General features: G+C 65.8%; 7 protein-coding genes and 1 pseudogene. 6 read left to right on the plus strand and 2 right to left on the minus strand.

Annotated features, from left to right (window positions below; all coding sequences use genetic code 11):
- The 3 genes and pseudogenes from GSF22_RS29135 to GSF22_RS29145 form a co-directional block, all read left to right on the plus strand.
- Nucleotides 1-486 (plus strand): annotated as a pseudogene (locus GSF22_RS29135) (N-6 DNA methylase); the annotation flags it as partial.
- On the plus strand, nt 483-2,525 hold the full coding sequence (locus GSF22_RS29140; RefSeq protein ID WP_208817122.1) for a type I restriction-modification system subunit M: 2,043 nt from the start codon (nt 483-485) through the stop codon (nt 2,523-2,525). The pseudogene GSF22_RS29135 and the gene GSF22_RS29140, both read left to right, overlap by 4 nt.
- Nucleotides 2,522-3,802, plus strand: a complete 1,281-nt coding sequence (locus tag GSF22_RS29145) for a restriction endonuclease subunit S (RefSeq protein ID WP_208817123.1) — start codon at nt 2,522-2,524, stop codon at nt 3,800-3,802. The genes GSF22_RS29140 and GSF22_RS29145 overlap by 4 nt, the downstream gene beginning before the upstream one ends.
- A gap of 77 nt (nt 3,803-3,879) precedes the next feature.
- On the opposite strand, the gene GSF22_RS29150 is transcribed toward GSF22_RS29145, so the two are convergent.
- Nucleotides 3,880-4,434, minus strand: coding sequence for a GNAT family N-acetyltransferase (locus GSF22_RS29150; RefSeq protein ID WP_208817124.1), 555 nt, complete (start codon nt 4,432-4,434; stop codon nt 3,880-3,882).
- Nucleotides 4,431-5,222 (minus strand): GntR family transcriptional regulator, encoded by a 792-nt coding sequence (locus tag GSF22_RS35875; RefSeq protein WP_208817125.1) that lies wholly within the window; start codon nt 5,220-5,222, stop codon nt 4,431-4,433. The genes GSF22_RS29150 and GSF22_RS35875 overlap by 4 nt, the downstream gene beginning before the upstream one ends.
- Before the next feature lie 128 nt (nt 5,223-5,350).
- Here GSF22_RS35875 and GSF22_RS29160 point away from each other — a divergent pair, with 128 nt between their 5' ends.
- The 3 genes from GSF22_RS29160 to GSF22_RS29170 form a co-directional block, all read left to right on the plus strand.
- Nucleotides 5,351-5,602 (plus strand): hypothetical protein, encoded by a 252-nt coding sequence (locus GSF22_RS29160; RefSeq protein ID WP_208817126.1) that lies wholly within the window; start codon nt 5,351-5,353, stop codon nt 5,600-5,602.
- Nucleotides 5,599-5,748: a hypothetical protein gene (locus GSF22_RS29165; protein WP_244454332.1), complete on the plus strand. Its 150-nt coding sequence runs from the start codon at nt 5,599-5,601 to the stop codon at nt 5,746-5,748. The genes GSF22_RS29160 and GSF22_RS29165 overlap by 4 nt, the downstream gene beginning before the upstream one ends.
- 47 nt (nt 5,749-5,795) lie before the next feature.
- Nucleotides 5,796-6,240 (plus strand): helix-turn-helix domain-containing protein (locus tag GSF22_RS29170; protein ID WP_208817127.1); only part of this gene is annotated, 445 nt, incomplete at its 3' end.

The following is a 6,240-nucleotide window of genomic DNA, read 5'->3' on the forward strand; positions in this document are numbered from 1 at the left end:
GCCCGCGACGTGGTCTCCCGCCGCCCGGCCTCCGGCACGGCCGACGAGGAACCCTCCGACGAGGACGTCACCATCCAGGCCGGCGACGTCATCCTGCCCGAGATGCTGCACGAGGGCGTGAGCATCGCCCGGGTCGCCACCGCCGACGACGCCGGCCACCGCCTCGGCCGGCACCTGCACCTGCTGCGACCCGACCCGACCCGCCTCGACCCGTGGTTCCTCGCCGGGTTCCTGGCCGCCGAGGACAACCTCAACGCCGCCTCGTCCGGCACCTCCGTGGTGCGCATCGACCCGCGACGCCTGCGGCTCCCCCTGCTCCCCCTCGCCGAGCAGCAGCGCTACGGCCGGGCGTTCCGCCAACTTGCCGCGCTGCGCACAGCGGCGGACCTCGCCAACCGCCTCGCCGACGAGACAGCCCGTACCCTGGCCGCCGGCCTCACCGCCGGTGCGCTCCTCCCACCCGACACGGCAGAAGGAACCCGTTGAACAGCAGCAAGCACACCGAACTCGCGAACCACGCCTGGTCGGTCGCCGACCTCCTGCGCGGCGACTACAAGCAGTCCGACTACGGCAAGGTGATCCTGCCGTTCACCGTGCTGCGCCGCCTGGAATGCGTCCTCGAACCGACCAGGGACAAGGTCCTCGCCGAGTACGACCGGCTGTCCGGGCAGAACGTCGACCTGCCCCGCTTCCTGCGCCGCGCCTCCGGGCACAGCTTCTACAACATCAGCCGGTACACGTTGAAGGCCATCGCCAACGACTCCGCGCAGACCGCGAAGCACCTGCTCGCCTACGTCGGCGCGTTCTCCGACAACGCGCAGGAGGTGTTGGAGAAGTACGACTTCGCCGCGCAGGTCCGCCGGCTCGACGGCGCGAACCTGCTCTACCGGGTGGTGGGCCGTTTCGCCGACCTGGACCTGCGCCCCGTCGAGCTGAAGGACGGCCAGGTCGTCACCGACGAGCGCGGCCAACCCAAGGTGATCGTCTCCAACCACCAGATGGGGTACGTCTTCGAGGAGCTGATCCGGCGTTTCGCCGAACAGTCCAACGAGACCGCCGGTGAGCACTTCACCCCGCGTGAGGTCATCGAGCTGATGGTGAACCTGCTCGTCGCCCCGGACGACGACGTGCTCAGCGTCCCGGGTGTCTCCCGTACGGTGATGGACCCGGCCTGCGGCACCGGCGGGATGCTATCCGCCGCCGAGGAGCACATCACCGCGCTCAACCCGTCCGCGACGGTCACCGTCTTCGGTCAGGAACTCAACCCGGAGTCCTGGGCGATCTGCCGGTCCGACATGATGATCAAGGGGCAGGACCCGGAGAACATCAAGTTCGGCAACTCGTTCAGCGACGACGGCCACCGCGGCGCCCACTTCGACTACCTGCTGGCCAACCCGCCCTTCGGCGTGGAGTGGAAGAAGGTCAAGGACGAGGTAGAGCAGGAGTACGAGACGCTCGGCGACAGCGGCCGGTTCGGCGCCGGCCTGCCCCGGATCAACGACGGCTCGCTGCTGTTCCTCCAGCACATGATCTCGAAGATGAAGCCGGTCACCGCCGACGGCAGGGGCGGCAGCCGGATCGCCATCGTCTTCAACGGCTCCCCGCTGTTCACCGGGGCGGCCGAGTCCGGCGAGTCCCGGATCCGGCAGTGGATCCTGGAGAACGACTGGCTGGAAGGCATCGTCGCCCTGCCCGACCAACTCTTCTACAACACCGGCATCTCCACGTACTTCTGGATCCTCACCAACCGCAAGGCCACCGACCACAAGGGCAAGGTCGTCCTGCTCGACGCCCGCGACCAGTTCGCCAAGATGCGCAAGTCGCTCGGCGACAAGCGCAAACACCTCACCCCCGAGCAGATCAAAACCATCACCAAGCTGTACGCGGACGCGCTGCACGTCGCCGCCGACCCGGAACACCCGCTGCACGGCAAGGCGAAGGTCTTCGCCAACGAGGACTTCGGGTACCGCCGGATCACCGTCGAACGCCCCCTGAAGCTGCGCTTCGAGGTCACCGAGGAGACCCTCACCGCGCTGGCATCCTCGAAGCCGATCCAGAAGGTGACCGACGCCGACGCGCTGACCACCGCACTGAAACCGCTGATCGGGCAGGTGTGGACGACGAAACGGGCCGCGTGGGACGCGCTGCGCACCACGATGGCCGGAGCCGGCGCGCCCTGGCCGACGGGCACCGCCTTCCAGAAGGCGTTGCGGGACCTCGTCGGAGTCCGCGACCCCGAGGGCGAGGTGCAGCTCGTCAAGGGCAGCCCCGAGCCCGACCCGGAGCTGCGCGACTACGAGAACGTGCCGCTGCACGAGGACGTCGAAGAGTACCTACGCCGCGAGGTGCTCCCACACGTCCCGGACGCCTGGATCGACCACGACAAGACCAAGATCGGGTACGAGATCCCCTTCACCCGCCACTTCTACGTCTACAAACCCCCGAGGCCCCTCGCCGAAATCGACGCCGAACTGAAGGCGCTTGAGGCGGAGATTCAGGCACTCCTGGGCGAGGTGACCGAATGAAGTCGGCGTTCGAGGCTGTCCCTGCTGGGTGGAGAGTGACCCGAGTTGATCGGGTCGCTTCAGTGCACGCACGGATCGGCTGGAAAGCTCTGACAGCAGCCGAGTATCAAGAAGACGGGTACGCCTTCCTGGCCACTCCAAACATCAAAAGTCCAGAAATTGACTTTAAGAACGTCAACTACATATCCGAGTTCCGATACGAGGAGTCACCTGAGCTGAAGCTCGCCGAAGGCGATGTGCTTCTCGCCAAGGATGGGAGCACGCTCGGCATCGCCAACGTAGTGCGTTCAGTGCCACGACCAGCCACTATAAACGGTTCGATTGCAATATTGCGGCCAAGGGGAATTGAACCCAGATTCTTGAGGTACGTTCTAGCGAGCAGCATAATACAGGGGTTGATTAACTCCGTAAAGGATGGCATGGGAGTCCCTCACCTATTCCAGTGGGACATCAAACGACTGCCGGTACCCCTGCCGCCACCCACCGAGCAGCGCCGCATCGCCAACTTCCTAGATGCAGAGTCGGCCCACATCGATCACCTTGTTGGATTGCAAAATTCCGTGAGGCAGAAGCTCGACGAGCGAGATCGCGCATCGCGAGACACGCTTGCCGAAAGGCTAGCAAGCAGAGTGGGCGAACTTCCCTTCCGACGCTTCGTCACCAGGATAGAGCAGGGCGCCAGCCCTCAGTGCGAAGCGGTCCCCCGGCAAGGAATAAACGAGTGGGGCGTCCTCAAGCTGAGCGCAGTTAAGGGCGGATACTTCGATTCAGCAGAAAACAAGAGGCTTCCCGACGAGGTCGAGCCCGTCAAAGCATACGAGGTTCGAGCCGGGGACCTGCTGGTCACACGCGCCAATACGCCAAATTTGGTGGGCGACGTTGCAGTGGCGACCGGAGATGTAAGCCGCCTCCTGCTTCCAGATCTCATCTACCGCGTCAGATTGGCAGCAGGAATCCGGGCGGACTATATTGTGCAGATCGCTCTGAGCAGTCGGGTCCGCATTCAGATCGAATCTGCCGCTCGCGGCACATCTCAGTCCATGGTTAAGTTGCGTGGCGAGGACATCAAGGAATGGCCAATTCCGCGTGCCACACTCACTGAACAGGACAATTTTGTGCGGGAGGTCGCCCGAGGCGCAGAGGCGACGGGGAGACTGCGGGCGGTGATTGATCGACAGCTCGGCCTTCTGTCCGAGCGGCGCCAAGCGTTGATCACCGCTGCCGTCACTGGTCAGATCGATGTGTCCACCGCCAGTGGGCGGGGAATCGAGGGCTGACGCACCCCAGGTTGCTCATGGCCGCACAAACCGGTTCGTTTCACTCGGTGCGTGCGGCCCTGGCTCGTTGCGAATTATCATGCCGTCTCCGTCTTGAGGCGGCGGCTTAGGTACGGCTGGGACGGTCGTTGGAAACAAGCGCCGGAGACGCGGGACTCGATTGTGCGGATGTGTCGAAAACCCTGCCGGCGGTAGTAGTCGTGTAGCTGTTGGTTCGTGGTCCAGGCGTCCAGCCGCAGCCAGGTCAATCCCGCCTCGTAGGCCCGTCCGCCGGCCCAGTCCAGCAGTTCTGCGCCGAGGTTCTCACCAGCATGGACCAGTGGGATCATCATCTTTGCCGCGTACAGGGCATCTGCTGGGTCGTCCTCCGGGTACCACAGCGCTTCGGGGTCCCGGTCCGGCTTCCACAGGCTGTCCACGTCCACGTAGGCAGTCAGGGTGATGGTGGCGATCGGGTCGTCGCCCTCCCAGACCAACCACGTCTGTCCAGCGGAGACGGTCGCCGCCACGGCAGAGCGGGGTAACGGGATGGACCACTGTTCCTCGCCCCGGGCGGCGAGCCATGCCACGCGCTCGCGCCGCCAGGCCATGATGACGTCGACATCCTTCAACCGGGCCGGGGTGATGATCATTCGGGGGTTTCCTCGGGGCGGAACCTGGCGATGAGGCGGACATCTCCGTGGGTGGTGACGATCTGGTTGCGGTCGCCGGCGAACACGTTGAAGGACACCCGGACCGGGCGCTGTTCGGTGTAGCCGGTGCGGACGTGCAGCAGGATCGTTGTGCCGGGCTGCAAGCCGAGTAGGTTCGTCTCCTCGGGTGTCGGCATCCGGGAGATGTACTCGTCGTAGTAGGCGGTCTGCTCGTGGCCCCGTTCGGCCAGAAGCCTGGTGGTCCCCTGCGGGATGTCCTTCGGCGAGAGCAACTCGCGGATCTCCTCGGCCAGGTCCATGGGGTAGTAGGTGTCCTGCAACGAGGACGGCTGGCCGTTGACGTACCGGACGCATCGGCGCAGCACGGCGACCGAGTCGGTCTCGACGTGGAGGCGTTCGGCAAGTTCGGGTGAGAGCGACTGGATCATCAGGGAGAACTCCTGTGACGCCTCGTAGCCCTGCGCGACGACTTCCGAGCGCCAGGCGTCCGTCTCGGCTGTCGGCTGGGCGGGCATCTCGGCGCGGTGGGCGTGGAACGTCAGAGTGACCTTCCTTCGGACGATCATGCCGCCCGCGCGTCCGGGCACCCTGTGTACGAGGCCCTCGTTCACCAGCAACGCGGTTGCGTCGCGGACGGTGTTACGTGAGACGCCGTACTGGTCCTGGAGTTGGGGCTCGGTCGGGAGCCGGTCACCTTCGCGCAGGGTTCCCGACACGATCTGGCCTCGAAGCTCGCTGGCGATCTGACGGTACTTCGGCTGGCCCACGTCGCCGTCCTTCCTGATGTCGTACCAACCAATCTATCCGCACGGTCTTGACTACCCATTGCCCACCTGTAATGGTTGGGATGATTCCAACGTCACGGAACGCTAGACCTCAGTCACTGGAGAGCCGCATGGATGACCAGACCGGCGAGCTGGCACGGGACATCGAAGTAGTGAACCGGGCCCTTGCATCGACCCGCGTCCACCTGGCTGCCCTAGCGCGGGCCGAAGACGCACTTGAGCTGCGCCGGCCGACCAACTCGCCGCTACTCACGCTTGTGGAGCAGGCCGAGGCGGTGGCAGCCAGCGTCACGCGATACCTACGGGAAATCTCGGCTATGAACAGCCCCTCTGCCCTGCCCAGGAAGCGAGACTTTTCGTGATCTCCGAAGTGGTGCCGATCGTGTTCGGTGGGCTGGTACCGGGCTTCCTGCTCGGGTTGCTGGCGTTCCGGGTCAAGTCCCGCTGGTGTCCGCGCTGTGGCGGGTACACCCACGCTGTCCCGCCACCGCCGGAGGGGCAGCGGTGACCGGGCCGGGCCGGCGTGCCGGCAACCAGTCACCCATCGGGCGCCGCATGGCCGTCCTGCGGGTCCGCCGGGGCATGAGCCAACAGGTCCTCGCCGACCGCATCGGCAAGTCCAAGAGCTGGGTCGACAAGGTCGAACGGGGCGTACGCACCCTCGACCGCCTCTCCGTCATCGAAACCGTCGCCAGAGCGCTCGGGGTCACCCCGAACGTCCTGCTCGCCCAGCGGACCCGCGCCGAACCGGTCACCGACCTCGCCCCCGACATGGAATCCGTCCGGGCGGCCCTGGCCCGACACGACCCACCCGAAACCGACCACCCCAGCCTGCGGCAACTCCACGACCAGGTCGGCTACGCCTGGACCGCCTACCGCAACGGCCACCACCCCCAGGTCCTCCGGGCCCTGCCCGGCCTGCTCGCCGGCATCCGACACCCCGGCCACCCCCAGGATCCGGACGCGCCCACCGCTGACGTGCGCGTCCGGATCCTGGGGG

The sequence above is a fragment of the Micromonospora echinofusca genome (genome assembly GCF_017614955.1).
In the GTDB taxonomy this organism is placed as follows: Bacteria; Actinomycetota; Actinomycetes; order Mycobacteriales; family Micromonosporaceae; genus Micromonospora; species Micromonospora echinofusca_A.